Source organism: Paenarthrobacter sp. NPDC058040 (assembly GCF_042885775.1).
Lineage (GTDB): Bacteria > Actinomycetota > Actinomycetes > Actinomycetales > Micrococcaceae > Arthrobacter.
In genome coordinates this window covers 34,785-59,989 of sequence record NZ_JBHVRN010000006.1, presented here as the reverse complement: position 1 = coordinate 59,989, position 25,205 = coordinate 34,785, and the positions used below count along the sequence as shown (strand labels likewise).

The 25,205-nt window shown below is 64.8% G+C and carries 24 protein-coding genes and 1 riboswitch; of the genes, 1 reads left to right on the top strand and 23 read right to left on the bottom strand.

Annotation, left to right across the window (positions count from 1 at the left end; all coding sequences use genetic code 11):
• Window positions 1-5 precede the first annotated feature (5 nt).
• From ACFVSJ_RS09600 to hisI, 10 genes are all read right to left on the bottom strand, one after another.
• Window positions 6-1,463, bottom strand: a complete 1,458-nt coding sequence (locus ACFVSJ_RS09600; protein ID WP_387436279.1) for a glutamate synthase subunit beta — start codon at window positions 1,461-1,463, stop codon at window positions 6-8.
• Window positions 1,456-6,069 (bottom strand): glutamate synthase large subunit, encoded by a 4,614-nt coding sequence (gene gltB / locus ACFVSJ_RS09595; protein ID WP_387436277.1) that lies wholly within the window; start codon window positions 6,067-6,069, stop codon window positions 1,456-1,458. The genes ACFVSJ_RS09600 and gltB overlap by 8 nt, the downstream gene beginning before the upstream one ends.
• Window positions 6,070-6,328: 259 nt before the next feature.
• Window positions 6,329-7,483 (bottom strand): prolipoprotein diacylglyceryl transferase, encoded by a 1,155-nt coding sequence (gene lgt / locus ACFVSJ_RS09590; RefSeq protein ID WP_387436276.1) that lies wholly within the window; start codon window positions 7,481-7,483, stop codon window positions 6,329-6,331.
• A gap of 21 nt (window positions 7,484-7,504) precedes the next feature.
• Complete coding sequence (gene trpA, locus ACFVSJ_RS09585) at window positions 7,505-8,317, bottom strand: tryptophan synthase subunit alpha (protein ID WP_387436274.1); 813 nt, start codon at window positions 8,315-8,317, stop codon at window positions 7,505-7,507.
• The gene (trpB, locus tag ACFVSJ_RS09580) at window positions 8,317-9,693 is read right to left on the bottom strand and encodes a tryptophan synthase subunit beta (RefSeq protein ID WP_387436272.1); all 1,377 of its coding nucleotides are present in this window, start codon (window positions 9,691-9,693) and stop codon (window positions 8,317-8,319) included. Before trpB ends, trpA begins: the two co-directional genes overlap by 1 nt.
• A gap of 112 nt (window positions 9,694-9,805) precedes the next feature.
• Window positions 9,806-10,624, bottom strand: a complete 819-nt coding sequence (trpC, locus tag ACFVSJ_RS09575; RefSeq protein WP_387436271.1) for an indole-3-glycerol phosphate synthase TrpC — start codon at window positions 10,622-10,624, stop codon at window positions 9,806-9,808.
• Between the two features lie 2 nt (window positions 10,625-10,626).
• A complete protein-coding gene (locus ACFVSJ_RS09570) occupies window positions 10,627-10,899 on the bottom strand; it encodes an HGxxPAAW family protein (RefSeq protein ID WP_387436269.1) in 273 nt (90 codons plus the stop codon).
• 131 nt (window positions 10,900-11,030) lie between these two features.
• A complete protein-coding gene (locus ACFVSJ_RS09565; protein WP_387436268.1) occupies window positions 11,031-11,636 on the bottom strand; it encodes a Trp biosynthesis-associated membrane protein in 606 nt (201 codons plus the stop codon).
• A complete protein-coding gene (locus tag ACFVSJ_RS09560; RefSeq protein WP_387436266.1) occupies window positions 11,633-13,216 on the bottom strand; it encodes an anthranilate synthase component I in 1,584 nt (527 codons plus the stop codon). Before ACFVSJ_RS09560 ends, ACFVSJ_RS09565 begins: the two co-directional genes overlap by 4 nt.
• 56 nt (window positions 13,217-13,272) lie before the next feature.
• A complete protein-coding gene (hisI, locus tag ACFVSJ_RS09555) occupies window positions 13,273-13,689 on the bottom strand; it encodes a phosphoribosyl-AMP cyclohydrolase (protein WP_387436264.1) in 417 nt (138 codons plus the stop codon).
• Window positions 13,690-13,778: 89 nt separating this feature from the next.
• Here hisI and ACFVSJ_RS09550 point away from each other — a divergent pair, with 89 nt between their 5' ends.
• Entirely contained in the window at window positions 13,779-14,423 is a 645-nt protein-coding gene (locus ACFVSJ_RS09550) for a TIGR03085 family metal-binding protein (RefSeq protein WP_387436699.1), read from the top strand.
• A gap of 77 nt (window positions 14,424-14,500) precedes the next feature.
• Here the strand turns inward: ACFVSJ_RS09550 and hisF are convergent, their stop codons facing one another.
• From hisF to def, 13 genes are all read right to left on the bottom strand, one after another.
• Entirely contained in the window at window positions 14,501-15,277 is a 777-nt protein-coding gene (gene hisF / locus ACFVSJ_RS09545; protein WP_387436263.1) for an imidazole glycerol phosphate synthase subunit HisF, read from the bottom strand.
• A 43-nt stretch (window positions 15,278-15,320) separates the two neighbouring features.
• The gene (gene hisG / locus ACFVSJ_RS09540; RefSeq protein WP_387436261.1) at window positions 15,321-16,181 is read right to left on the bottom strand and encodes an ATP phosphoribosyltransferase; all 861 of its coding nucleotides are present in this window, start codon (window positions 16,179-16,181) and stop codon (window positions 15,321-15,323) included.
• Between the two features lie 99 nt (window positions 16,182-16,280).
• Window positions 16,281-16,544: a phosphoribosyl-ATP diphosphatase gene (locus ACFVSJ_RS09535; RefSeq protein ID WP_018778638.1), complete on the bottom strand. Its 264-nt coding sequence runs from the start codon at window positions 16,542-16,544 to the stop codon at window positions 16,281-16,283.
• A 112-nt stretch (window positions 16,545-16,656) separates the two neighbouring features.
• Entirely contained in the window at window positions 16,657-17,142 is a 486-nt protein-coding gene (gene ribH, locus ACFVSJ_RS09530; RefSeq protein WP_387436258.1) for a 6,7-dimethyl-8-ribityllumazine synthase, read from the bottom strand.
• Window positions 17,143-17,160: 18 nt separating this feature from the next.
• Window positions 17,161-17,859, bottom strand: coding sequence for a GTP cyclohydrolase II (ribA, locus tag ACFVSJ_RS09525; RefSeq protein WP_387436256.1), 699 nt, complete (start codon window positions 17,857-17,859; stop codon window positions 17,161-17,163).
• A complete protein-coding gene (gene ribB, locus ACFVSJ_RS09520) occupies window positions 17,856-18,566 on the bottom strand; it encodes a 3,4-dihydroxy-2-butanone-4-phosphate synthase (RefSeq protein WP_387436254.1) in 711 nt (236 codons plus the stop codon). The genes ribA and ribB overlap by 4 nt, the downstream gene beginning before the upstream one ends.
• Window positions 18,563-19,234: a riboflavin synthase gene (locus tag ACFVSJ_RS09515; protein WP_387436252.1), complete on the bottom strand. Its 672-nt coding sequence runs from the start codon at window positions 19,232-19,234 to the stop codon at window positions 18,563-18,565. The genes ribB and ACFVSJ_RS09515 overlap by 4 nt, the downstream gene beginning before the upstream one ends.
• Window positions 19,234-20,310, bottom strand: a complete 1,077-nt coding sequence (gene ribD / locus ACFVSJ_RS09510; protein ID WP_387436697.1) for a bifunctional diaminohydroxyphosphoribosylaminopyrimidine deaminase/5-amino-6-(5-phosphoribosylamino)uracil reductase RibD — start codon at window positions 20,308-20,310, stop codon at window positions 19,234-19,236. Before ribD ends, ACFVSJ_RS09515 begins: the two co-directional genes overlap by 1 nt.
• 38 nt (window positions 20,311-20,348) lie before the next feature.
• A complete protein-coding gene (gene pnuC, locus ACFVSJ_RS09505) occupies window positions 20,349-21,041 on the bottom strand; it encodes a nicotinamide riboside transporter PnuC (protein WP_387436250.1) in 693 nt (230 codons plus the stop codon).
• 88 nt (window positions 21,042-21,129) lie between these two features.
• Window positions 21,130-21,280: riboswitch (FMN riboswitch) on the bottom strand.
• 79 nt (window positions 21,281-21,359) lie between these two features.
• A complete protein-coding gene (rpe, locus tag ACFVSJ_RS09500; protein ID WP_387436248.1) occupies window positions 21,360-22,034 on the bottom strand; it encodes a ribulose-phosphate 3-epimerase in 675 nt (224 codons plus the stop codon).
• Between the two features lie 77 nt (window positions 22,035-22,111).
• Window positions 22,112-23,680, bottom strand: a complete 1,569-nt coding sequence (locus ACFVSJ_RS09495) for an RsmB/NOP family class I SAM-dependent RNA methyltransferase (protein WP_387436246.1) — start codon at window positions 23,678-23,680, stop codon at window positions 22,112-22,114.
• Window positions 23,677-24,597, bottom strand: coding sequence for a methionyl-tRNA formyltransferase (gene fmt / locus ACFVSJ_RS09490; protein WP_387436244.1), 921 nt, complete (start codon window positions 24,595-24,597; stop codon window positions 23,677-23,679). Before fmt ends, ACFVSJ_RS09495 begins: the two co-directional genes overlap by 4 nt.
• On the bottom strand, window positions 24,594-25,166 hold the full coding sequence (def, locus tag ACFVSJ_RS09485; RefSeq protein ID WP_387436242.1) for a peptide deformylase: 573 nt from the start codon (window positions 25,164-25,166) through the stop codon (window positions 24,594-24,596). Before def ends, fmt begins: the two co-directional genes overlap by 4 nt.
• Between the last annotated feature and the right edge of the window lie 39 nt (window positions 25,167-25,205).

Below are 25,205 nucleotides of genomic sequence, written 5' to 3'. Positions count from 1 at the left end.
CGGCGCTATAAGACCGCGATTGCCCGGTCGGTGGGGGCGACCGGTGCCGGGAGGATGGTGCTTCCCATGAGGAACTTATCGACGGCGGCCGCGCACGCACGGCCCTCCGCGATGGCCCACACAATCAGTGACTGGCCACGACCGGCGTCGCCGGCAACGAACACGCCTTCGGTGTTCGTCATGTAGTAGCCATCGCGGGCAACGTTGCCACGGCTGTCAAACTCTGCACTTACTTGCTCTGTGATGCCGGCCGGTTCAGCGCCGGTGAAGCCAAGGCTGAGGAACACGAGGTCCGCGGGGATGACCCGCTCGGTTCCGGCCTTGGGGAGGCGCTTGCCGTCAACAAACTCCGTTTCGGCCACCTTCACGCCGGTCAGCTTGCCGTTTTCGCCAACAAACTCAACCGTAGAGGCCAGGTAGGTACGCTCGCCGCCTTCTTCGTGGGCGCTTGCCATCTCGAAGAGCGTCGGGAACGTCGGCCAAGGCTGGTGTGAAGCACGCTCCAGCGGCGGCTGCTTGCCGATGGCCAGCGTAGTCACGGATGCAGCCTGGTGGCGGTGGGCCGTACCGATGCAGTCTGCACCGGTGTCGCCGCCACCGAGGATCACCACGTGCTTGCCGCGCGCATCGATGTGGTTTTCCGGGGTCTCCCCCGCAACCACACGGTTGGACGGGACCAGGTAGTCCATGGCGAAGTGGACGCCATCGAGATCACGGCCGGGAATGGGCAGGTCGCGGGGAACAGTAGCTCCGGTAGCGATCACCACGGCGTCGTAACGGCGGCGCAGCTGCTCCCACGTCACGTCAGTGCCGACTGCGACGCCGGTGCGGAAGCGGGTTCCTTCGGCCTTCATCTGCTCCAGGCGGCGGTCCACCTGGTCCTTCTCCATCTTGAAGTCGGGGATGCCGTAGCGGAGCAGGCCGCCGATCTTGTCGTCGCGCTCGTAAACGGCCACAGTGTGGCCAACCCGGGTCAGCTGCTGGGCAGCAGCCAGGCCGGCAGGACCGGAGCCGACGACGGCCACGGTCTTGCCGGTGAGGCGCGTCGGCGGCAGCGGCTGGACCCAGTCGTTGTCGAAGGCTTCATCGATGATGGACACCTCAACCTGCTTGATGGTCACGGCAGGCTGGTTGATGCCCAGCACGCAGGAAGCCTCGCAGGGGGCGGGGCACAGACGGCCGGTCCATTCCGGGAAGTTGTTCGTGGCGTGGAGACGCTCAATGGCCTCTTCACCCTTGTCCCGCCAGACGAGGTCGTTCCACTCGGGAATGAGGTTCCCCAGCGGACAGCCCTGGTGGCAGAACGGAACGCCACAGTCCATGCAGCGGCCGGCCTGGCTCTTCAGGACGCCCTTCTCCTGTGCTTCGTACACTTCCTTCCAGTCCATGATGCGGACGGGAACGGGTCGGCGTGGCTGCGTCTCGCGCTGCCGGACTTTCAGAAATCCGCGTGGATCAGCCACCGGTTACCTCCAGGATTCGGGACCATACTTCTTCGCCATCGGGGTCGAGGCCCTCTTCGATGGCGTTGAGGCGGGTTTGCAGTACTGCAGCGTAGTCGCGCGGCAGCACCTTGGTGATGCGGGCAGCCGTGTCATCGAAGTTCTCGAGCAAACGGCCGGCCAGGACGGATTCGGTTTCCTCGACGTGCTTGGTGAGCAGGCCGTGGACAATGTCGCGGTCTTCGGCATCCAGCTCGAGGAGCTGGAGCTCGCCGGAGTCCAGCGCGTCCTTGTTGACGCGCTCGGGCTGCAGGTCCAGCACGAAGGCCGTACCGCCGGACATGCCGGCACCGAAGTTGCGGCCCGTACGGCCGATGATGAGCGTCTGTCCACCGGTCATGTACTCACAGCCGTGGTCGCCAATGCCTTCGACGACGGCCGTCGCACCGGAGTTACGGACCAGGAAGCGTTCGCCGACCTGGCCGCGGAGGAACATCTCACCGCTGGTGGCGCCGTAACCGATGACGTTGCCGGCAATCACGTTGCGCTCGGCCTGGAACACATTGGTGCGGTCCGGACGGACAATGATGCGTCCACCCGAGAGGCCCTTGCCAACGTAGTCGTTGGAGTCGCCGAACATGCGCAGGGTGATACCTGCGGGCAGGAAGGCGCCCAGGGACTGGCCGGCGGTGCCGTTGAGCGTGACGTCGATCGTGTCGGTCGCCAGCACGTCGGTGCCGAACGTCTTGGTTACCACGTGGCCAAGCATGGTGCCCACGGAGCGGTCCGTGTTGATGACGTCCAAGGTGATCTTGACGGGCATGCGGTCGCTGAGTGCTTCCTGCGCCATGGTGATGAGCCGCTGGTCGAAGTGCTTGTCCAGCTCGTGGTTCTGGCCAACCATGTTGCGCAGCGGAACGTCGTCATCGAACTCGAGGCCGTGCAGGATCGGATCAAGATCCAGGCCGTCGGCCTTCCAGTGGTCGATCGCGTCGCGGGCGTCCAGGACCTCGGCGTGGCCGATCGCCTCTTCGATGCTGCGGAAGCCAAGCTCGGCAAGGATTTCGCGGACTTCCTCTGCGAGGAACTCGAAGAAGTTGACCACGAATTCCGGCTTGCCGGAGAACCGTGCACGGAGCTCGGGGTTCTGCGTGGCCACACCAACCGGGCAGGTGTCCAGGTGGCAGACGCGCATCATGATGCAGCCTTCAACCACCAGCGGAGCGGTCGCGAAACCGAACTCTTCGCCACCCAGCAGGGCGGCAATGACAACGTCGCGGCCGGTCTTGAGCTGGCCGTCCACCTGGACCACAACGCGGTCGCGCAGGCCGTTGAGCATCAGGGTCTGCTGGGTTTCAGCGAGGCCGAGTTCCCACGGCACACCTGCGTGCTTGAGCGAGTTCAGCGGCGAGGCGCCGGTACCGCCGTCGTGCCCGGAAACAAGCACGACGTCGGCCTTCGCCTTGGTCACGCCGGACGCCACGGTGCCGATCCCGACTTCCGAAACCAGCTTCACGTGCACACGGGCCGAAGGGTTGGCGCGCTTGGCATCGTAGATGAGCTGGGCGAGGTCTTCGATCGAGTAGATGTCGTGGTGCGGGGGCGGGGAAATAAGACCGACGCCGGGGGTCGAGTGGCGGGTCCGGGCTACCCAGGGGTAGACCTTCTGCGCCATCAACTGGCCGCCTTCGCCGGGCTTGGCGCCCTGCGCCATCTTGATCTGGATGTCGTCGGCGTTGGTCAGGTACAAGCTGGTCACACCGAAACGGCCGGAAGCGATCTGCTTGATGGCAGAGCGGCGCTCCGGATCCAGGAGGCGGTCAACGTCCTCGCCGCCTTCACCCGTGTTGGACTTGGCGCCCAATCGGTTCATGGCGATGGCCAGGGTCTCGTGCGCTTCCTTGGAGATGGAGCCGTAGCTCATGGCACCCGTGGAGAAGCGCTTGACGATGCTGGAGACCGGCTCGACTTCCTCGAGCGGGACCGCGGGGCGGATTCCGCTCTTGAACTTGAGCAGGCCGCGCAAGGTCATGAGGTTTTCGGACTGGTCGTCAACGCCCTTGGTGTAGGACTTGAAGATGTCGTAGCGGCGTTCGCGGGTTGCGTGCTGCAGGCGGAACACCGTCTCCGGGTTGAAGAGGTGCGGTTCGCCGTCCCGGCGCCACTGGTACTCGCCGCCACCCAGAAGCGGGCGGTGCGGGTGCTCGATGCCGCCCTCGGGGTACGCCATCTGGTGGCGGGCCGAGACCTCGGCCGCGATGACGTCCAGGCCCACGCCGCCCAACTGGGAGTGCGTGCCGGAGAAGAATTCGTCAACGAGTTCCTGGGAAAGGCCCAGTGCTTCGAAAGTCTGCGCGCCGGTGTAGGAAGCGACCGTCGAAATGCCCATCTTGGACATGATCTTCAGGACGCCCTTGCCCAGGCCCTTGATGAGGTTGTAGACGCCGTCTTCCGGAGTCACTCCCACAACATCGCCGTTCGAGATCAGCTGTTCCACCGATTCCATGGCGAGGTACGGGTTCACGGCGGAGGCGCCGTAGCCAATCAGCACAGCCACGTGGTGCGTCTCGCGGACGTCGCCGGCCTCGACCACCAGGGCGGTCTTGGTGCGGTTGGCGCTGCGAAGCAGGTGATGGTGCACTGCGCTGACCAGCAGGAGCGACGGGATGGGAGCCCACTGCGCGTTCGAGTCACGGTCGGAGAGCACAATGTACTGCACGCCGCGGTTGATGGCACCGGAAACCTGCTCGCAGATTTCCGTCAGGCGCGCACGCAGGGCCGCTTCCCCGCCCTCCGGGCGGTACAGGCCGCGGACCTTCATGGCGATCCGATCGCCGTCGGCGTTTTCGATGTTCGCGATCTTGGCGAGCTGGTCGTTGTTGATCACCGGGAACGGCAGCGAAATCTGCGGCTGGCGGACCTGCTTGCCGTCCAGAAGGTTGCCGTTGGGGCCGATGGCACACTTCAGCGACGTCACGAGCTCTTCGCGGATGGCGTCCAGCGGCGGGTTGGTCACCTGCGCGAAGGACTGCACGAAGTAGTCGAACAGCAAGCGGGGACGCTTGGAAAGCACGGCAACGGGAGTGTCGGATCCCATGGCGCCCAGGGGTTCGGCTCCGGTGCGGGCCATCGGCCCGAGCAGGATCTTCAGTTCTTCGGTGGTGTAGCCGAAGGTCCGCTGGCGGATGTTGACCGACGCTGCGGTGTGCAGCACGTGCTCACGCTCGGGGAGCTCGTTGATGTCGATGAGGTTGTCCTTGAGCCACTCGGCCCACGGGTTTGCAGCGGCCACCTCGGCCTTGACCTCGGCGTCGTCGATGATGCGGCCGGCCTCGGTGTCCACCAGGAACATCTTGCCCGGAGCAACGCGGCCTTTCTTGACCACGTTGGAGGGCTCGACTTCGATCACGCCGACCTCGGAAGCGAAGATGATCAAGCCGTCTTCGGTGATCCAGTAGCGGCCCGGACGCAGGCCGTTTCGGTCCAGGGTGGCACCAACAAGGTTGCCGTCAGTGAACGAGACTGCCGCGGGACCGTCCCACGGCTCCATGAGCAGCGAGTGGTACTCGTAGAAGGCACGGCGAGCCGGATCCATCGTGGCGTGGTTCTCCCACGCCTCCGGGATCATCATCATGATCGAGTGGGTGATCGGACGGCCGGACAGCCACAGAAGCTCGGCAACCTCGTCGAACGAGGCCGAGTCGGAGGCACCCGGGGTACAGATCGGGTACAACTCTTCCGGGGTGTCGCCAAGCAGGGGGCTGGCGAGCTGCGACTGGCGGGCACGCATCCAGTTGCGGTTGCCCTTGACCGTGTTGATTTCACCGTTGTGCGCGATGGTGCGGAACGGCTGGGCCAACGGCCAGGACGGGAAGGTGTTCGTGGAGAAGCGCGAGTGGACGATCGCAAGCTTGGTCTTGAAGCGCTTGTCCGAAAGGTCCGGGTAGAACGGCTCCAGCTGTGCCGTGGTCAGCATGCCCTTGTACACGATGGTGCGGGAGGACAGCGACGGGAAGTACACGCCGAACTTGTTCTGGGCGCGCTTGCGGATCCGCCAGGCCCGGGAGTCGAGCTCGTTGCGTTCCAGCTGCTCGCCAGTGGCCGAAGCGAAGAACGGCTGGGAGAAGTAAGGCATGCAGGCACGGGCCATGGCACCAACGAGGTCTGCCACGACCGGAACCTCGCGCCATCCCAGGACAGTCAGGCCCTCGTCGGCAGCCAACGACTCGATGCCGGCTTTGGCCGTCTCCGCTTCCCGCGACTCGGCAGGGAGGAAGGCGGTACCAACCACATACTGGCCGGGAGCAGGGAGCTCGAATTCGGTCACGGCACGGAAGAACTCGTCCGGTACCTGCATCAACAGCCCTGCGCCGTCACCGGTGCCCTCATCGGCGCCAACGGCACCACGGTGTTCGAGATTGCGGAGGGCGGTCAGCGCCGCTTCCACGATGTCGTATCCCGGTTCCCCGCGGAGCGTGGCAATAATGGCCAGGCCGCAGGCGTCCTTCTCCGCATCGGGGTTGTAAAGCCCCTGCGCCTCCGGCAGCGCGGCAAAGCGCTTGAACGGAGACATGGCACCCTGGGGTTCGATTTTTTCGGACCAACCGGGGTTATGAAGATGGGTCATGGGAGACGTCCTTCCTCGTGATCGTGCGTATGGAAGGGACAACGTTGGCCCCACCTTGTCTGCCTGTGATGGGCACAACAAAGCGCTAGTTATTGGAAATTGTAGGCCAGCCAGCCTTGCGCAACTAACAGTTACGCAGACCACTGGCCCCGGCGAGACCGGTGAACATCGGTGTGTTGCGATCCGGATTCCGGGGTGCCACGACGCTGTGGACTGGGCCCTACGAGCGGTGACTCTGTTGCCCCTTTACCGAAAGCGACTACTTGGTGTCGTCAGCCTTCGGCGAAGATCCGGGGGCCTTCCTCGCGGCAGTCGCAGCAGATTCCGACTCCGGTGTGGCCTGAGCCACCTTACCGGAATCCCCTGCAGCTTCCTGCGGCTCGTCAACGTGGCCCGGATCGCTTTGGTTATCAGGGAGATTATCACGGGAACCACTATCTGAGACAGATCGGTCCACATCATGACTCGTGACGCTCGTCACCGATGCGGGATCGCCGCCCGGCTTCGATTCGGGTTCCCGGCCCGGCAAATACGGGGTGTCAGGAACCGGTCGGCCTCCTCGCCCGAGCATCAGGAAGATCACCAAGGCAACGACGAACACCAGGATGCTGGTCCAAACATTAAGCCGCGTGGTGATCCCGAAGAGAGTGATTTGCTCGGCGTCGTCTATCCTTAGCGCTTCGATCCAGACCCGGCCGACGGTGTAATACATGGCGTAGAGCCAGAACAAGCGTCCGCGACGGAAATGGAATCGCCGGTCCAGGGCCAGCAGGAGCGCCACACCCAGCAGGTTCCACAAGGATTCGTAGAGGAACGTAGGGTGGAACAGCGTATCCGCAGGCATGCCCGCGGGGAAGTTCGCGTTGGCGGGATCGATCTGCAGGCCCCACGGAAGCGTGGTGGGCGCTCCAAACAGCTCCTGGTTGAACCAGTTGCCCCAGCGCCCGATTGCCTGGGCCAGCAGCAGCCCTGGAGCTGCCGCGTCAAGGAAGGCCGTCAGCTTGAGCCCGGCCCGCCGGCACCCGATCCAGGCGCCGAAAGCGCCAAGAACCACTGCACCCCAAATCCCCAGCCCTCCGCGCTGGATCTGCGGGATCAAGGAGAGGTCGCCCGTGCCATCGAAGCCAGGCCCGAAGTACGCGTCAGGAGAAGAGAACACGTGGTAAAGGCGCCCACCGATGATGCCAAAGGGAATTGCCCAGATGGCGATATCCCACAGGCTGCCTTCGGGGGCTCCCCGGCGCTTCCAGCGGACGGACGTCAGCCAGAGGCCAACGATGATTCCCGCGAGGATGCACAGGGCGTAAGCATGGATGCGCAACGTCCCCCACGGCAGCGGAATGTCGAAACCGGACCACGACGGGCTCGGGATGCTCAAGGGGACCATTGCCGCAGCGTGGAGGACGGTCTGCATGGGGCTTCGCTGTTCCTTTTCCTAGGCGTCTGCAGCTGCGCGGCCCAAGCCGGCGCTGAGGTTCTTGGTGAGTTGCCCGACGGCGTCAACGCCACCATCGCGGAGGGCCGCCACCAGGGCGGTTCCAACGATCACGCCATCGGCGTAGGCGGCGATTTCGCGGACGTGGTCCGGGTTGGAGACACCCAAGCCGACGCACACGCGTTCGGCTCCAGCGGCATGGGCCCGGGCGACGACGTCCTCGGCGCTGCTGCTCACCGATTGGCGGGCACCGGTGACACCCATAATGGAAACACCGTAGACGAAGCCACGGCTGGCTTTGACCGTCATGTCCAGGCGTTCGGGCGTCGATGAAGGGGCTACAAGGAACACACGGTCCAGGCCGTACTTGTCGGAGGCTTCGAACCATTCAGAGGCCTCGTCCGGAATCAGGTCCGGCGTGATGAGGCCCGCTCCCCCGGCTTCTGCCAGACGGCGCGAGAATTCGTCCACGCCCATCCGCATCACCGGGTTCCAGTACGTCATGACCAAAACGGCAGCATCCGTGACTGCGGTGATTCCCGCAACGACGTCGAAGACGTTGGCCACGCGGAAACCACCGGCAATCGCCTCCGTGGTGGCCGCCTGGATGACCGGGCCGTCCATGACAGGATCCGAATACGGAATGCCGATCTCAATGAGGTCGGCGCCGTTGCGGGCCAGGGCAATTCCGGCGTCGATGCTTTCCTGCACCGTCGGGTATCCCGCGGGCAGATAACCGATCAGGGCAGCCCTGCCTTCGGCCTTGGCACGGTCGATGGCGGCAGCAGACTTGCTGGCGAATTCTTCAGTCATTAGTTCTGGTCCCCGTTCACGTCGGCAGCTGCTTCGGAGGCACGCTCCGACGGTCCTTTGGGCTTGCGGGTGGACAAGGTGGTCCCCCGCACATGCCCCTCGTCGTCGAGCATGTTGAACCAGGCAGCAGCCGTCTCGACGTCCTTGTCACCGCGTCCGGACAGATTGACGATGACGGAAACCTCGGCCGGGTTGTCCTTGCCCTCGGTGAGCCGCTGGCCCACCTTGATGGCACCGGCCAAGGCGTGGGAAGACTCGATGGCGGGAATGATGCCCTCGGTGCGGCACAGCAGGCTGAACGCGTCCATTGCTTCGGTGTCGGTGATGGGTTCGTAGGTGACCCGTCCGATGTCGGCAAGGTAGGAGTGTTCCGGGCCGACGCTGGGGTAATCCAGGCCCGCGGAGATGGAGTGCGATTCGATCGTCTGTCCGTCCTCGTCCTGCATGAGGTAGGAACGGGCGCCGTGCAGCACGCCGGGCCGTCCAAGCGAAATCGCAGCGGCGTGACGGCCGGTCTCCACGCCCTCGCCGCCGGCTTCGAAGCCGTAGATCTTCACGGATGCATCATCCAGGAAGCTGTGGAACAGGCCAATCGCGTTGGAACCGCCACCGATGCAGGCGCAGATGGCGTCAGGGAGCTTGCCCGTCTGCTCCAGGATCTGGGCACGCGCTTCTTCGCCAATGACTTCGTGGAAGAAACGCACCATGGCAGGGAACGGGTGCGCTCCGGCCGCCGTGCCCAGGAGGTAGTGCGTGTTGTCCACGTTGGAGACCCAGTCACGGAGCGCATCGTTGATGGCGTCCTTCAGGGTCTGGGAGCCGTTGGTCACCGGAACCACCGTGGCTCCAAGAAGCTGCATGCGCGCTACGTTGAGGGCCTGTCGACGGCAGTCTTCAGCACCCATGTACACGACGCATTCGAGGCCCAGCAGCGCTGCGGCCGTGGCGCTGGCCACACCGTGCTGGCCGGCGCCGGTCTCGGCGATGACGCGCGTCTTGCCCATGCGCTTGGCCAGGAGTGCCTGTCCAAGGACGTTGTTGATCTTGTGGGATCCGGTGTGGTTGAGGTCTTCGCGCTTAAGGAAGATCCTCGCCCCGCCCGCGTGCTTCGAGAAGTTCTTGGCTTCGGTGAGCAGCGACGGACGGCCCGAGTAGTTCTTGTTAAGGTCCTTCAACTGCGCCAGGAACTCCGGATCGGCCTTGGCCTTCTCGAACGTGTCCTGGACCTCGTCGAGGGCGGCGATGAGGGATTCGGGCATCCAGCGGCCACCGTAGTTGCCGAAGTAGGGCCCGGTGGCGTTGCGCAACGACGTGCCACCTTCCAGGAATGCGTCGGCCGCATTCTGCTCCGAGCCAGCTGTTGGCGCGTCCACCATCAGTCTCACCGTCCTGTTCCAGTTAGTTCAATGGGAAGTTCACGTGCCACAAGGCAGCCGCGGGCGCTGGCCCCGGCTGCCTCATGGCTGTCGCCGTATGTCAGGTACTGCCTCAGTTCCTGACGGCGATGGCGGCAGCTCCAGCTGCCTTGAATTCAGTGATGCGTTCGCGCGGCGTCTGGTCGCTGACCAGTGCCTCGCCCACCAGGATGGCGTTTGCCCCGCTGGCCGCGTAGTGGCTGACGTCGTCGGCCGTCCGCACGCCGGACTCGGCCACCACAACCGCCTCAGCCGGAATCAGTCCGGCCAGCGTTCCGAAAACTGAACGGTCGACGTCGAGCGTCTTGAGGTTCCGGACGTTGACGCCGATGATGCGGGCCTTGGCCGCGATGGCGCGCTCGATTTCCTGTTCCGTGTGTGTCTCCACGAGCACGTTCATGCCCAGTTCGTGGCTCAACGCGCTGAAGTCCGCCAGCTGGGCGTCGGACAAAGCAGCCACGATCAGGAGGATGAGGTCCGCACCATGTGCCCGGGCTTCCCAGATCTGGTACTCGTCCACCGTGAAGTCCTTGCGCAACAAGGGAACGTCGACGGCGGCACGAACAGCATCGAGGTCGGCCAGGGAACCGCCGAAGCGGCGCTGCTCCGTGAGCACGCTGATCACGGAGGCTCCGCCATCCGCGTACTGGACCGCGAGGGATGCGGGATCGGAAATCGGCGCCAGATCGCCCTTGGAGGGGCTCCGGCGCTTGATCTCCGCGATGACTTTGAGTTCATCGCGGCTGGCAGACGGACCACCCAGTGCGGCCCATGCATCAAGGGCCGGGCTCGCTGCTGCGATGCGGTCCTGGAGCTCTACCGGGGACACGAGCCGGCGGCGGCCCTCCATGTCCTCCTTGACGCCGACAATGATGTCATCAAGAACGGTCACGGTCAGTGGCCGTTGTTCTGCAGCTTGCTGCCGCCCACTCCGTAGCCCGCCTTGCGCATGGCCCAGCCGACAATGAGGCCGATGACCATCACGACGATTCCGCCGATGAAGATCGGGGTGCTGGCGATCACGAAGGCGATGGAGGAAATCAGGGCGCCAACGAGCATCACAATGACGCAGGTCCAGGCAGCCGGGCTGTTGCCGTGACCGATGGCATCGGCGTGGCTGGCCATCTTGGACTCTGCTTGGTTTGCGGACACAGTGGTTTTGCTCATGTGGAATCTCCTCGGGATGAATACTGCTTACATTCTGCCATTTATTGACGGCGGCCGGGACATCGTCCGACGTCAGGGCGAGCGTGTGCGCTTTTATTGCACGACGCCGGCCCACGGGTCTCCCAGCCGGCTTACGTGGGGTCTTCCCCACGGGAGAGGCTGTCCCAGCTGTCGATCTCGTCAACGGGCCCGGTTCTACCGGATGCGCCGCTGCCCGCCTTGTCATATTTGGTACGGCTCTTCCAGTAGCGCCCGGCCAGGGGAAGAATCACGGCGCCCACTCCGAGCAAGCCGGCTGCCACAATGGCGGCCAGGGGAAAGAGTGTGGTGGCGACATCGGCCTGCCCACCTGAAACACCGGTGGCGCCGGCTATGGAACCCTGCGCGGCCCCGAGCGGGTTCCCCATGACTGTCACGGCGGCGAGGATGATCCCCACGGCCGACAAGGCAATGATGGCAGCGATGATCCAGCGGGCGACGCGGCCCGCGATGGAAGCCGCAAGGCCGCCGGCAAGGGACACCAAGGCAAGCGCAGTCACCGCAGTGGCAGCCTTGCTTCCCTGGACCTGCAGATCGGGAGTGGACGCCGTGGCCGGGTCCAGGTGCACGGTAATCCACGTCTGCGTGGTCGCTCCGAAGACCGCGAAGGCAAGGATGACCATACCAAGGACCAGCGTCGACTTCCTTGCCCAGCGCGGTTGCGCCGAGGCTGATGCAGCCGGTGCCTTGGCCATCATGGGGCGGGCGTCCCGCCGTCGAGCGTTCCGGCATCCGGAACCGTATCCGCGGAAATGTTCTGGAGCGAACCAGCCGTGTGGACTGCCCGCAAGGGCGCAGCGGCTTTGTTGACGGTTTCCAGCGCTTCCGAAGGTTTGTGCGAATCGGCCACGATTCCGCCGCCGGCCTGCACATAGGCGCGGCCCTCGCGGAGCAACGCCGAACGGATGGCGATCGCCATGTCCATATCGCCGGCGAAGTCGAGGTAGCCCACCACGCCGCCGTAAATGCCGCGCCGGTGCGGTTCGAGTTCGTCAAGCAAGCGCAGGGCACGAGGCTTGGGGGCGCCGGACAACGTTCCCGCGGGGAACGTCGCCTTGAGGACGTCGTACGCCTTCGCCTCCGGAGCCAGCTCACCCACCACGGTGGAGACCAGGTGCATGATGTGGCTGAACCGCTCCACTTCCATGAACTGGGTGACATCCACCGTGCCGGCGACGCAAACCTTGGAGAGGTCGTTCCGGGAAAGGTCCACCAGCATGAGGTGCTCTGCGCGTTCCTTTTGGTCCGCGAGCAATTCAGTAGCCAGTGCCTTGTCCGCCTCCACCGTCTTGCCCCGCGGGCGCGAACCGGCGATGGGGTGGGTGATGACTTCTCCCCCGGTCACTGTCACGAGGGCCTCGGGCGAGGACCCAACGATCGAGTACTCCCGGCCATCGGCATCCGCGAGGCTGAAAATGTACATGTACGGGCTCGGATTGGTGTTGCGCAGTACGCGGTAGACATCCAACGGATCGGCCGCGCATTCCATTTCGAAGCGGCGCGAGATCACAACCTGGAACACTTCGCCGTCGACGATCGCTTCCTTGCCGCGGTCGATGGCTTCCAGGTACTGGTTCTCGTCCCAGCGTTCCTGCACGCTCGACGCGAAGTCCAATGCCGCCGTCTCCAGGACCGAGACGGGCTGGGCCACCGGAGTGCTGACCTGTTCCAGGAGCGCCTTCACGCGTTCCACAGCATCGTGCCAGGCCTCATCCACCCGCTCGGTGCTGTTGTCGAAGTTGATCGCGTTGGCGATCAACAGCACAGTGCCGTCCACGTTGTCGTGGACTGCCATGTCAGTAACCAGGTTCAGCGCCATTTCGGGCAAGTGGAGGTCGTCCTCCGGCGGTGCCGTCAGCTTCTCCCAGTGACGCACGGCCTCCCAGCCAAGGAAACCGACCAGGCCGGAGGTGAAGGGCGGCAGGCCCTCGAAACGGTCCGTCTGGAGCGCAGCAATGGTGTCACGGACGGCTTCTACCGGGTTGCCGCCGACGGGGACGCCCACGGGCGGCTCGCCGATCCAGTGGGCCTGGCCATCCTTGGTGGTCAGCGTGGCGCGGGACTTGGCGCCGATGAACGAGTAGCGGGACCAGGCACCGCCAACGGCCGCGGACTCCAGGAGGAACGTCCCGGGCTGGCCCTTGGCCAACTTGCGGTAGAGGCCGATCGGCGTCTCGGCGTCGGCCAAGACCTTGAGTCGGACGGGGATGACACGGCTGTGGACGGCGAGTTCGCGGAACTCTTCCAGGCCCGGGCTGATGATTCCAAGGTCCTGCATGGCTATTCTTTTCCGCCTTTGGTCTGTGGTGGTGCGTCAGTGGAAGGGTGGGGGCCTCAGTCGCGGTGACCCGTAACGACCGTGAAGTCGCGCCCGTCGAAGCAGGTCCGGGTTCCGGTGTGGCAGGCTGCGCCCACCTGGTCCACGCGGACCAGCAGGGCGTCGCCGTCGCAGTCAAGGGCAACAGACTTCACGAACTGGACGTGTCCGGAAGTGTCACCCTTGCGCCAGTACTCCTGGCGGGAGCGTGAGTAGAAGGTCACGCGTCCCGTGGACATGGTGCGGCGAAGTGCCTCGTCATCCATCCAGCCCAGCATGAGGACCTCATTGGTGTCGTGCTGCTGGATGATGGCGGCTACAAGGCCTGCGGAGTCGCGCTTGAGGGCGCTGGAAATCTCCTGCGGCAAGGTCCCTGCGGGGTCGCTGGCGGGCTCCACGGCAGGAGTTGGGCTGGGGGCGGACTGCTCTGACATCAGATCAAGTCTAGTGCCTTTGCGAACACCCGCTTTCTGCGGCGGTTCCACTGCGCAACAGAGGCCTGATCGTGCTAGTTTCACAAGTGATGCATTTCGTCGATCCTTCCCGAGAAGTACTGGCCGAAACCCTCCTTGCGGCCGGGCCTGACTCCCCCACGCTCTGCGAAGGGTGGCTCACCCGGGACCTCGCCGCGCACCTTTACCTGCGCGAACGCAAAGCGGCCGTCGGCCTCGGCCTCTTGATTCCGAGCCTGGGCAAGGCGTCAGACAAGGCGACCTCCAAGCTGGCCGCCAAATTAAGGACCACCGACGATTACGCCGAGCTCGTGAAGACCTTCAGGTCGGGCCCGCCTGCGCTCTCTCCCTTGAAGATCAAGGCGCTCGACGAAACGTCCAACCTCATCGAGTACTTCGTGCATACGGAGGACATCCGCCGAGCCGGCGACCGCTGGGCCCCGCGCGCCCTCGACGAAGCCTACTCGGATGCCCTGTGGGATGAACTGATCAAGCGGGCCGCCTACCTCTACCGTGGCGTGGACCTCGGCATCGTCCTCGTCCGCCCCACCGGGCCACGGCACGTCGCCAAGCGCGCACCTGTTTCGGTTGCGATCGTGGGCGACCCGGGTGAGTTGCTGATGCACGCCCACGGTCGGACCAACCAGGCGCTGGTCACCTTCGAAGGCCAGCCGGACGCCGTCGCGCTGTTGCAGTCAGCGGACATCGGACTCTAACAACAACGCGGGGTCACTTACGGCCCATCCCGGAGGGGATTATGGGCCGTAAGTGACCCCGCGTTGGTTAAACCTACTTAACGAACTTCGAAGCCCGCTTCGCGGATGGCCGTCTTCACCTGGGAGATCATGTCGTCCGGGCCGAAGTGGAAAACGGACGCGGCCAAAACGGCGTCGGCTCCGGCTTCCACGGCAGGCGGGAAGTGCGCGGGCTCACCGGCACCGCCGGAAGCGATGATCGGGATGTTGACGGCAGAACGGACCAGCCGGATGAGTTCCAGGTCGAAGCCATCCTTGGTGCCATCGGCGTCGATCGAGTTGAGCAGGATCTCGCCAACGCCACGGTCGGCGGCTTCCTTGGCCCAGGCTACGGCGTCGATTCCCGTGCCCGTCCGGCCACCGTGGGTGGTCACCTCGAATCCGGACGACGTCGGGGCGTCACCTTGGCGGGTGCGGCGCGCGTCCACGGACAACACCAGTACCTGCGAACCAAAATGGCGGGTGATCTCGTCAATCACTTCAGGCCGCGCAACGGCTGCGGTGTTGATGGAAGCCTTGTCCGCACCGAAACGGAGCAGCTTGTCCACCTCCGCGACGCCACGCACTCCTCCACCCACGGTGAGCGGGATGAAAACTTCCTCGGCAGTCCTTCGCACAACGTCGAAGGTTGTTTCCCGGTTGCCGGACGAGGCCGTCACGTCCAGGAACGTCAGTTCGTCCGCTCCCCCATTGTCGTAGCGGTGCGCAAGTTCCACCGGATCTCCGGCATCGCGCAAGCCTTCAAAGTTGACGCCCTTGACCACGCGGCCGGCGTCAACGTCGAGGCAGGGAATAACGCGTACGGCTACAGCCATGTGCTGCTCCTTGTTCTGCTGCTCGGTTGATCTGTATGCCGGGTCAGATACGGCAGGCGTGGATGCTGCTGACCAGGATGGCACGTGCGCCGAGGTCGTACAGCTCATCCATGATGCGGTTGGTTTCCTTCTTGGGAACCATGGAACGCACGGCAACCCACTCCGAGTCGCGCAACGGGGAAACCGTGGGCGATTCGAGGCCGGGGGTGAGCGCGGCAGCGTCCTCCACCAGGTCCTTGCGGATGTCGTAGTCCATCAGCACGTACTGCCGAGCCACGAGGACGCCCTGCAGGCGCCGGATCAGGACATCGATTTCCTTGGCAGTACCGTTGGCGGCACCGCCGGGGCCGGTGCGGCGAATCAGGACGGCTTCCGAACGCAGGATCGGGTCGCCAAAGATTTCCATGCCGGCCGCCTTGAGCGTGTTGCCGGTTTCCACGACGTCGGCGATCGCATCGGCGACCCCGAGCCGCACGGAGGATTCCACGGCACCGTCCAGGCGGACCACTTTGGCGTTGACGCCACGTTCGGCGAGGTAGTCGCGCAGGAGGCCGTCGTAGCTGGTGGCCAGTCGCTTGCCTTCGAGCTGTTCGACGCCGGAAAAGTCGCCAACGGGACCGGCGAACCGGAACGTGGAGGCGGCGAAGCCCAGCGGCAGCAGTTCTTCGGCTTCCACCTGGGCGTCCAGCAGGAGGTCGCGGCCGGTGATGCCGACGTCCAAGGTCCCTTGGCCAACGTAGACAGCAATGTCACGGGGGCGCAGGAAGAAGAACTCGATCTCGTTGTCGGGATCGACCATGACCAGTTCACGGCTGTCGCGGCGCTGGCGGTAGCCGGCCTCGGACAACATGGCGGAGGCGGCTTCTGACAGTGATCCCTTGTTCGGGACTGCTACACGGAGCATTGGGGAGACTTTCTGTTTGGAAGGGAGTTTTCAGGCACGTGGCCACGCGGAGGGCTCCGGAGTGGTCTTCCAGTGGAAGGACCGGGTGGAGTGGCGTGGCTAGAGATGCTTGTAAACGTCCTCCAGGCTGAGGCCCTTGGCGAGCATAAGGACCTGCAGGTGGTACAGCAACTGGGAGATTTCCTCGGCAGCGGCTTCGTCGGATTCGTACTCGGCGGCCATCCAGACTTCGGCGGCTTCCTCGACAACTTTCTTGCCGATGCCATGGATTCCGGAGTCCAGTTCAGCCACAGTGCGCGAACCTGCCGGGCGGGTCGCTGCCTTCTCACTCAGTTCTGCGAACAGCGTCTCGAAATTCTTCACGCCCTCCAGACTACTTGCTTCGTGGCTGGCCCCGCTTGTTGGGGCGTTGCATGACGAAGGGGATGTGAGTGAACACACACCCACATCCCCTTCCTCAGCCTGGCTTGGCAGCCTAGCTGTACTGCTTAAGGGTCACCGCCGTCGCAAGGGCCGCGGTCACGGCTTCATGTCCTTTGTCCTCCTGGGAACCGGGAAGGCCGGCCCGGTCAAGGCCCTGCTGTTCGGTATCGCAGGTGAGGACGCCAAAGCCCACCGGCACGCCGGTGCGGACGCTCACGTCGGTAAGTCCCGACGTCGCGGCCTGGCAGACGTAGTCGAAGTGTGGTGTTCCACCACGGATGACGACGCCGAGTGCTACGACGGCGTCGAAGTTCGGGGCCAACCGGGCCGCCGCCACAGGCAATTCGAAGCTGCCGGGAACCCGCAGCAGCGTGGGTTCGGCGATGCCGGCTTCCTTGGCAGCACGGAGGGCTCCGTCCACCAGTCCATCCATGATCTGGGTGTGCCAGCTTGCCGCCACAATGGCCAGCTTCAGCTGCGAGGTTTCCTCCGGGTTGAGGGTGGTGAGGTCGATTGTGGGCGCGCCGTGTCCGCTCATTGTTTGTTGGGGGTCCGTTCAGTCTTGTTTGTTGTCGAAGATGTGGGGGTTCTTGCCGTTTCCTGCCGGCTCTGTTTCGAGCGTCAGCAGATGGTCCATCCGGTCTTTCTTTGTCTGCAGGTAGCGCAGGTTCTGCTCCCGCGACGGCACTTCGGTGGGAACCATCTCCACCACGGTGACGCCAGCCTGGGCCAAGCGGTTTTGCTTATCCGGGTTGTTACTGAGGAGCCGGACCTCATGGAGGCCCATTTCCGCCAGGATCTGCGCAGCGGCGTTGTACGAGCGCGCGTCCACGGGGAGACCCAACTGCTCGTTGGCTTCAACCGTGTCGAAACCGGCTTCCTGCAGGGCGTAGGCCTTGATCTTGTTGGCCAGGCCAATACCGCGGCCTTCCTGGCCGCGCAGGTACAGCAGCGTTCCACCTTCGGCGTGGATAAGCTCCAGGGCAAACGCCAATTGCTCGCCGCAATCGCAGCGGTAGGAGCCAAAGACATCACCGGTGAGGCATTCTGAGTGCAGCCGCACCAAGGGTGCACGTCCACCCGACGGAGGGTTTGGCGAACTCACTGCCAGATGTTCAACACCGGTCTCGTGGTCCGTCCATGCCTGGGCTACGAAATCTCCAAAGGCAGTGGGCAATTGCACAATGGGCCCACCGGATACGGGGTGGGGGGTGCGCTCCGAATCGCTGCTGCGTCGCGTCGTGGATGCCGTCATCGCTTCTCCTCGTCTGCCACTGAAATGTGTGCGTTGGGAACCTGTGCCTGCTGGGACTCTACCGCCTCCACGTGGGCCACCAGATCCTCGATGGAGATGAGGGGGCATCCGTGCTCGGCGGCGAAGTCGCGCAGGCTGTCCAAGCGCATCATTTCGCCATCGTCATGAACCAACTCTGCGATCACACCCACCGGAGCCAATCCGGCAAGGCGACACAAGTCCACAGCTGCTTCGGTGTGTCCCGGGCGTTCACGCACTCCTCCCTTAACTGCCCGGAGCGGGAAAATATGCCCGGGACGCGTTATTGCTTCAGGAGTGCTGTTCGAATCAGCCAGTATCCGGGCCGTCAAAGCGCGGTCCGTAGCCGAAATGCCCGTACTCACTCCATGCGCCGCATCGCAGGAAACCGTGTAGGCAGTGCCCTTGGCGTCCTCGTTGACGGCCACCATCTGTGGAAGGGCCAGGGCGTCGGCCCGCTCCCCCTCGAGGGGCACGCAAATGACGCCGGACGAGTAGCGGATGGTCCAACCCATCAGGGCCGGCGTGGCGTGCTCAGCGGCGAAGATGATGTCGCCTTCGTTTTCGCGGTCTTCGTTGTCCACCACAATCACGGCCTTGCCTGCAGCCATGGCCTCGATGGCAGCTTCAACGGGGTCAAGGCCTTGGCGGGGCACGACGCCCGGGTTCGTCTTGGTCGGCGTGCTCATCGCGTGGCCTCCTGCGTTGCTTCGGTTTCGTCACCGGCACGGTGGGCCGGATTTCCCTGCGGGGCAAAGGAAAGCAAACGCTCTGTGTACTTGGCAAGCACGTCAACTTCCAGGTTCACCTTGGCCCCGAGGGCCTTTGCGCCCAGGCCGGTTTCCTCCAGCGTGGTGGGGATCAGCCCCACTTCGAACCAAGGTTCCAGTGCCGCTGCGGCGCTCACTGCGGTTACGGTCAGTGAGACACCGTCGACGGCGATCGAACCCTTTTCGGCGATGTAACGGGCCAACGGGGCCGGGACACCAAACCGCAGCCGGTCCCAATTGCCCAGCCCTTCGCGTTCCAGCAGTTCGCCGACGCCGTCCACATGGCCCTGGACAACGTGGCCGTCCAATCGGCCCCCCGCGGGCACGCAGCGTTCCAGGTTGACGGAGTCACCCGGAGCCAACTGCCCAATGGTCGTCCGGACCAGGGTCTCCCCCATGACGTCCACGCTGAAGTCCTGGCCGTCGATCCGGGTTGCCGTGAGGCATACGCCGTTGACCGCAATGGAGCCGCCCAGCGGCAGGCCCTCGGCCGTGGTTGGCGCCTTCAAGCGCAAGGTGGCGCTCGTATCGCCGTCGTGTTCGATGCCCAGGACTGTGCCCTGTTCCGCAACGATTCCCGTAAACATCAATGTCCTCCTGAGACGGATTCCGCGGCTTCAACGCCGGGACTGAAATTCGTGGTTGTAGTGGCTTCGGGCCTGTCCGGGCGCAGGTGCAGCCGGAGGTCGTTGCCAAGGGTGCGGACGGAACCGAGGCCGGCGTCGTCCCATGCCCAGCGCTGGGCGTCGGCCAGGGTGGATATACCGAGGTCATGCAGCGCTGGAGTTCCCGATCCGAGCAAGGTAGGAGCCAGGTAGACAATCAGTTCATCCACCAGCCCTGCCGCCAGGAAGGTGCTGAGGATGCTCGATCCGCCTTCCACCATGACGTGCCGCACGCCCTGATCGAACAAAAGAGAGAGGGCTTCGGCGGGGTCGCGCGTGGGCAGATGGAGGAATCGTCCGTCCGTCCCCCTGACCGCGGCGTCTTCCGGTACCTCCCGATGGCCCATGACCACGCGGAGCGGCTGGCGGCTGGACAGCCCGCCCTCCGGGTCACGTGCCGTGAGGCGGGGGTTGTCGATGAGGACCGTGCCGGTACCCACCAGGATCGCGTCGATGAGCCCACGCAAACCGTGGTTGTCAGCGAGCGATTCCGGGCTCGAGATCCATTGGCTGGTGCCGTCCACCGCCGCTATGCGGCTGTCGAGTGTCTGCGCGATGTGCAGCGTGACAAACGGACGCTTGCCGGCAACGGCGTCGAACCACTCCCGGTTGAGGTCCAGCGCAGCGGCGGCCTTGAGTCCGGAGTCGACGTGGACTCCTGCCGCTCGCAGAGTACGGGCGCCACCCGCGGCAGGATCATGGGGATCGTCGACGGCGTAAACCACCCGGGCGATCCCGGCGGCAATGATCGCCTGGGCGCACGGGCCGGTTCGGCCCACGTGGTTGCACGGTTCGAGGGTCACCACCATGGTGGTTCCTGCCAGGTCCACGCCAAGCTTTCGGGCTTCGTGGATGGCGTCTGCCTCGGCGTGTGCCGTCCCTGCACCGCGGTGGTATCCGACGGCGAGTTGCTCGCCTTCGGAGTTGAGGATCACGGCGCCTACCAGCGGATTCGCGCCGCGCGGTCCTTTCAGGGCCGCGGCAAGTGCGGAGTCCATGGCGGCGGACTCGGCGGCTGCGAAGACCGTCCCGCCCGTCACGACAAAGCTCCCGCGGTCGCCCGCACCACGGTCCCGGCGTCGCGGGACCGCTTGTCGGCACGCCACCAGACGAAGAATCCGGCCAGCGTGAAGAACCCGTAGAACAGGTACATGACGGCGCTGGCGTAGTAGCCGGCACTGAAGAGGAGCGGAACACCCACAATGTCCACGGCAACCCAGATCAGCCAGAACTCGGTCCAGCCGCGTGCCATTCCATAGGTTGCCAGGAGGGAGCCCATGAACGTCCAGGCGTCGGCCCACACGGGCGGATACGAACCGAGGGCATCGAACAAGGGCGTGAGCGCGGCCGTGCCGGCCACCATGGCCCCGATGAGTGCGATGCGGACTTTGGTTCCAGCCCAGCCGGGGACAATCGCGCGTCCTTCGACGGCGGACATGCGGCTTTGTTGCCACCGGTACCAGCCGTACACGGCGACGGCGATGAACATCAGTTGGCGGGCCGCCTGGCCCCAGAGCGTTGCAGGCGCAGCTGCCCCGAAGACGTTGCCAAGGAATACTGTCAGCAGCAGGATGTTGCCAAGAATGCCCACGGGCCATGCCCAGACTTTGCGGCGCATTCCGCCGAGGGCGCTGGCGAGCCCAAAGATGTTGCCAAGCACTTCGCGTAGAACAAGCGCAGTTCCCCCAACGGGAATCTGTGCTTCGAAGAGCCATCGCAGAAAATCCATGCCGTTCCTTCCCAGTCAGCCGCGATGGCTCCGGGGGTGTACGACAGAGCACGACCGCAACGTCCCCTTGGACGCACACGGCGTGACTGTACGTGCTTCTCCCATCCAGACTTTAACTGTCGGTACCGGAATTCCACCGGTTCAACCGTCTGCCTTCGGATTCCGGTTGGATTCCGTAGGCTCGCGGGTCGCGGACTATGACCGCCGGTTCGGACTTACACCGACCCCGGAGCACGTATGTGTGTGTTGATATTGTGCCACAACCTCGAAGATGGCCGGACTATTCCCGGCCATCTTCGTAACACTTCATGACGATCGTCACCGGGCTGATTGGGCTGCTTTCGCTCCTGCCGTCCTCAGCCGGTCAATCGCAGCGGCCGGGTCCTCATGGCCGTACACCGCGGAGCCGGCTACGAAGACATTCGCGCCGGCTTCGGCAGCGCGCACGATGGTCTCCTCGGTGATGCCGCCGTCAACCTGGATGGCTACGCCAATGCCGGAACCATCCACGGCCGCGCGGGCCTTCCGGATCTTCGGCAGGGTAATGTCCAGGAATGCCTGGCCGCCAAATCCCGGTTCCACCGTCATGATCAGGAGCATGTCCACTTCGCCCAGCATGTCCAGGTACGGTTCCACCGGTGTGGCCGGCCGCAGCGCCATACCTGCCTTTGCCCCACGTGCCCGCAGTTCGCGGGCCAGCTTCACCGGAGCGATCGCGGCCTCGGCGTGGAACGTCACGGAGGCCACACCCGCGTCCGCGTAGGCAGGTGCCCAGCGGTCGGCGTCGGAAATCATCAGGTGGGCGTCCAGCGGCACCGGACTGACAGCCTGGATCCGCTGAACCACCGGCAAGCCCAGGGTGAGGTTCGGGACAAAGTGGTTATCCATGACATCTACGTGCACTGCGTCCGCGTTGCTGATGCGCTGGAGTTCAGCCTCAAGGTTGACGAAGTCCGCGGAAAGGATGCTCGGGTTGATACAGCACTGGGACAAGGATTTCCCCTTTGGGTTAGGTGGTGGTCGGAGGCGGCCGCCGGCAGGCCAGTGGAGGTCCGCCGGCGGGCCGGTGGCTACGCCTTCTTGCGGATCAACGCCAGGAACATGGCGTCGGTCTGGTGGACGTGGGGCCAAAGCTGCGCCGTCAATTCGTGGCCGGCACCAAGGTGGCCCGTGAGGCTGACAGCGTCAAGCGCCTTGCCGGCGTCGAGCAGTTCGAGGTCGTCCCGTTTGGCCAGGACGTCTCCGACGACGGCGGTTGTTTCCGCCGGGTGCGGGGAGCACGTGACGTACCCCACCACACCGCCCGGCTTCACGGCGTCGATAGCAGACTTCAAGAGTTCCCGCTGGAGCGGGCCCAGGTCTGCGACGTCTTTGGGGGCACGGCGCCACCGGGACTCCGGGCGCCGGCGAAGTGCACCAAGGCCGCTGCAGGGGACATCTACCAACACGCGGTCAAAGGACTCCGACTGTTCTGTCCCCACTTCCCTGCCGTCTCCTGTCCGGACCGTCCACGAGTCATGGGGAACGGCGGACAATGCCTGCTGGACCAGTTTGGCGCGGTGGGGGGCAGGTTCGTTGGCCAAGAGGGTTGCTCCGCCTTCGTGGGCCAGTGCGGCAAGCAAGGCAGCTTTTCCGCCAGGGCCTGCGCAGAGGTCGAGCCAACGCTCGCCCCCTGCCGACCCGGTTTCCACCGGGGCATCCGCCACTGCCCGTGCAACCAATTGGGATCCAACGTCCTGGACGCGCGTGGTTCCCGCACGGACGGACTCGAGGCGGCCGAGGTCGCCACCCGATGACAGGGCCGAGCCCTCAACCAGTTCGCCGGCCGTAGCGCCAAGTTCAAATGCTTCGGCCAGGCTGCCTATTCCTGGCAGGGCCACAAGGTTGACCACCGGTGCGGCGTTGTCAGCCTCCAGCAGGGATTCGATCTCGGACACCGGCCGGCCATGGTTCACCAAGGACTGGCGCAGCGCCCGGACAATCCACTCGGGGTGGGCGTGGCGCAGGGCAGCAACCTTCGTTGCGTCGCTTTCCTGGTCCAAGAGCAGGTCCAGCCATTCGGCGAGGGTGCGCGCGGTGACTTTCCGGAGGACGGCATTGATGAGCGACGACGGCCCGGCGCCGATCACGGCACGGGCCAGGCCCACTGTCTGGTCCAAGGCCGCATGGGCGGGGACACGCATGGACAGCAACTGGTGAGCACCGATCCGGAGGGCATCCAGGATGGCGGGATCGAGTTGTTCCAAGGGACGGTCAACGCAGCGGGCGAGGATGGCGTCGTAGGTGCCCTGCCCGCGCAAGGCCCCGTAGCTCAGTTCCGTGGCGAAGCCCGCATCCCTGCGGTCCAGGCGGTGCTCACGGATCCGCGCCGGGAGCACAAGGTTCGCATAAGCGTCTTCGGCAGCTACGGCTCGAAGCACTTCGTAGGCCACCAGCCGCGCCGGATCCGCACGCCGGGTGCGCTGCGACGGGGCACTGGCAGAGAATCCCTGCTGCGGGCCCCTGTTCCGCTCCCTGCCTTGCGCGTTGCGTTTGCTGTCTCCGCGGCCGCCCTGCCTTCCTGGAGAGCCTTGGTTGCGTCGCCCTCCACCCTCCCGGTTTCCGCCACTGTTGGGGTCACGCCGGCCGGACTCACTCATTCGAAAACCACTTTCCCAGGTGCTGCCAAACCGCGGGCCCAGTCGGCCGGCGACATCATTTTTTTGCCCGAAGGCTGGATTCGGCCCAGTTCAACCGCATGGGACCCCGTACCAACCAGGACGGACCGGCCCTCCGCCCGTACCTCGCCGGGACCCAGAGCCTTCACTTCGGGCCGCAGGCGCACGGGTTCCAACTTGATCCGCTGGCCTTCCAAGGTGGTCCACGCTCCCGGTTCCGGGGTTACTCCGCGGGACCTGCGCTGCAAGGCCAGGGCCGGCTGCTGCCAGTCCAGCCTGCCGTCTTCCAGCGAAAGCTTTGGCGCCAGTGTCACGTCGCCCGACTGCGGCTGCGGAGCCGCTTGGCCGGCGTCGATGGCTGAGAGTGTTTGGCACAACAAAACAGCCCCGCTGATCGAGAGCCTGTCCAGGAGGTCACCGGCAGTATCGTCATCCCGGACCGTTTCCGTCAGCGTTCCGAAGACGGGGCCGGTGTCCAGTCCTTCTTCAAGCTGGAACGTTGCCGCGCCCGTGACGTCATCTCCGGCGATGATGGAACGCTGCACCGGCGCGGCTCCGCGCCACGCAGGGAGGAGGGAAAAATGGAGGTTGACCCAACCGTGCACCGGGACCGTCAATGCCGCCCGCGGGACGATTCCGCCGTAGGCGACGATCGCAGCGACGTCGGGAGCGAGGCCGGCAATCCGGGCTGTGGTGTCGGCGTCAACCTTCGCTGCCCGGATCACCTCGATTCCGAGTTCCTCGGCCCGTGCCGCCACTGGCGAGGGGGTAAGCACGCGCTTGCGGCCCAGCGGCGCGTCCGGCCTGGTGAGTACGGCAACTACGTCAAAGCCTGCCTTGACGAGCGCATCCAAGGAGGGGACCGCAACAGCCGGCGTTCCGGCGAAAAGTACCCTCACTCGGGGATCCCGAAGCTGCCGCCGCCAAAGCTCGACCCCACCGAGGAAGCCCGCTTGGACGTGGTCTGTTCAGTCACTGCGTGATAGTTCGCGTTCCGGATGGCACGCAGGGCGGCTTTGCGGTCGTCCCCTTCCAGCCTGTCCGTGTAAAGGATGCCTTCGAGGTGGTCTGTCTCGTGCTGGAAGCAACGGGCAAGCATGCCTTCGGCCTCCACCGTAACGGGATTGCCGTTCAGGTCCACGCCGGTGGCCTTCGTCGCGCGGTGGCGTCGGACGGGGAAACCGAGTCCGGGAATGGAAAGGCAGCCCTCAACCTCGTCCGGCTGGAAGTCCTCGCTGTTTTCGAGGACGGGATTGATGATGTGCCCCTCTACGCCACCAATGCGGTAGGTAAAGACACGCCGGCTGACACCCACCTGCGGGGCGGCAAGGCCAGCGCCCTCGACATCCTCCATGGTGTCCATCATGTCGGCGACCAGTTTGGCGAGTTCCGGTCCGAATTCAGTGACGGGATCCGCCACGGTGCGTAACACCGGATCCCCGATGATTCGGATACTCAAAATTGCCATCTGCTGTCAGTCCTCACGATCGTCTGCCTCGGGTCCCGG